Consider the following 1355-nt stretch of genomic DNA (forward strand, 5'->3'; position numbering starts at 1 on the left):
CCACACTGGTACTGAGACACGGACCAGACTCCTACGGGAGGCAGCAGTGAGGAATATTGGTCAATGGAGGCAACTCTGAACCAGCCATGCCGCGTGCAGGAAGAATGTCCTATGGATTGTAAACTGCTTTTGTACGGGAAGAAACATCGCTACGTGTAGTGACTTGACGGTACCGTAAGAATAAGGATCGGCTAACTCCGTGCCAGCAGCCGCGGTAATACGGAGGATCCGAGCGTTATCCGGAATTATTGGGTTTAAAGGGTTCGTAGGCGGTTTATTAAGTCAGTGGTGAAATTTCTTAGCTTAACTAAGACACGGCCATTGATACTGGTAGACTTGAATAGTATGGAAGTAACTAGAATATGTAGTGTAGCGGTGAAATGCTTAGATATTACATGGAATACCAATTGCGAAGGCAGGTTACTACGTACTTATTGACGCTGATGAACGAAAGCGTGGGTAGCGAACAGGATTAGATACCCTGGTAGTCCACGCCGTAAACGATGGATACTAGCTGTTCGGTTTTCGGACTGAGTGGCTAAGCGAAAGTGATAAGTATCCCACCTGGGGAGTACGTTCGCAAGAATGAAACTCAAAGGAATTGACGGGGGCCCGCACAAGCGGTGGAGCATGTGGTTTAATTCGATGATACGCGAGGAACCTTACCAGGGCTTAAATGTAGATTGACGTATTTGGAAACAGATATTTCTTCGGACAATTTACAAGGTGCTGCATGGTTGTCGTCAGCTCGTGCCGTGAGGTGTCAGGTTAAGTCCTATAACGAGCGCAACCCCTATTGTTAGTTACCATCGAGTCAAGTCGGGAACTCTAACAAGACTGCCGGTGCAAACCGTGAGGAAGGTGGGGATGACGTCAAATCATCACGGCCCTTACGTCCTGGGCTACACACGTGCTACAATGGCCAGTACAGAAAGCAGCTACCAGGCAACTGGATGCGAATCTCAAAAACTGGTCTCAGTTCGGATTGGAGTCTGCAACTCGACTCTATGAAGCTGGAATCGCTAGTAATCGGATATCAGCCATGATCCGGTGAATACGTTCCCGGGCCTTGTACACACCGCCCGTCAAGCCATGGAAGCTGGGGGTACCTGAAGTCGGTGACCGCAAGGAGCTGCCTAGGGTAAAACTAGTGACTGGGGCTAAGTCGTAACAAGGTAGCCGTACCGGAAGGTGCGGCTGGAACACCTCCTTTCTAGAGAAACGACCAAAGTTGTATAACTTACTCTCGCTGTTAGTTCAAAAAAAAAGTATTACAGAGTCTCGTAGCTCAGCTGGTTAGAGTACTACACTGATAATGTAGGGGTCGGCAGTTCGAGTCTGCCCGGGACTACTAA

General features: G+C 48.7%; 1 tRNA gene and 1 rRNA gene. Both read left to right on the forward strand.

Annotated features, from left to right (window positions below):
* Positions 1-1213 (forward strand): 16S ribosomal RNA (locus tag RH98_RS14950); the annotation flags it as partial.
* Positions 1214-1277: 64 nt separating this feature from the next.
* Positions 1278-1351, forward strand: a tRNA-Ile gene (locus RH98_RS14955).
* The last annotated feature ends 4 nt before the right edge of the window (positions 1352-1355 follow it).

Origin of the sequence: Myroides injenensis M09-0166 (assembly GCF_000246945.1) — a bacterium.
GTDB lineage: Bacteria > Bacteroidota > Bacteroidia > Flavobacteriales > Flavobacteriaceae > Flavobacterium > Flavobacterium injenense.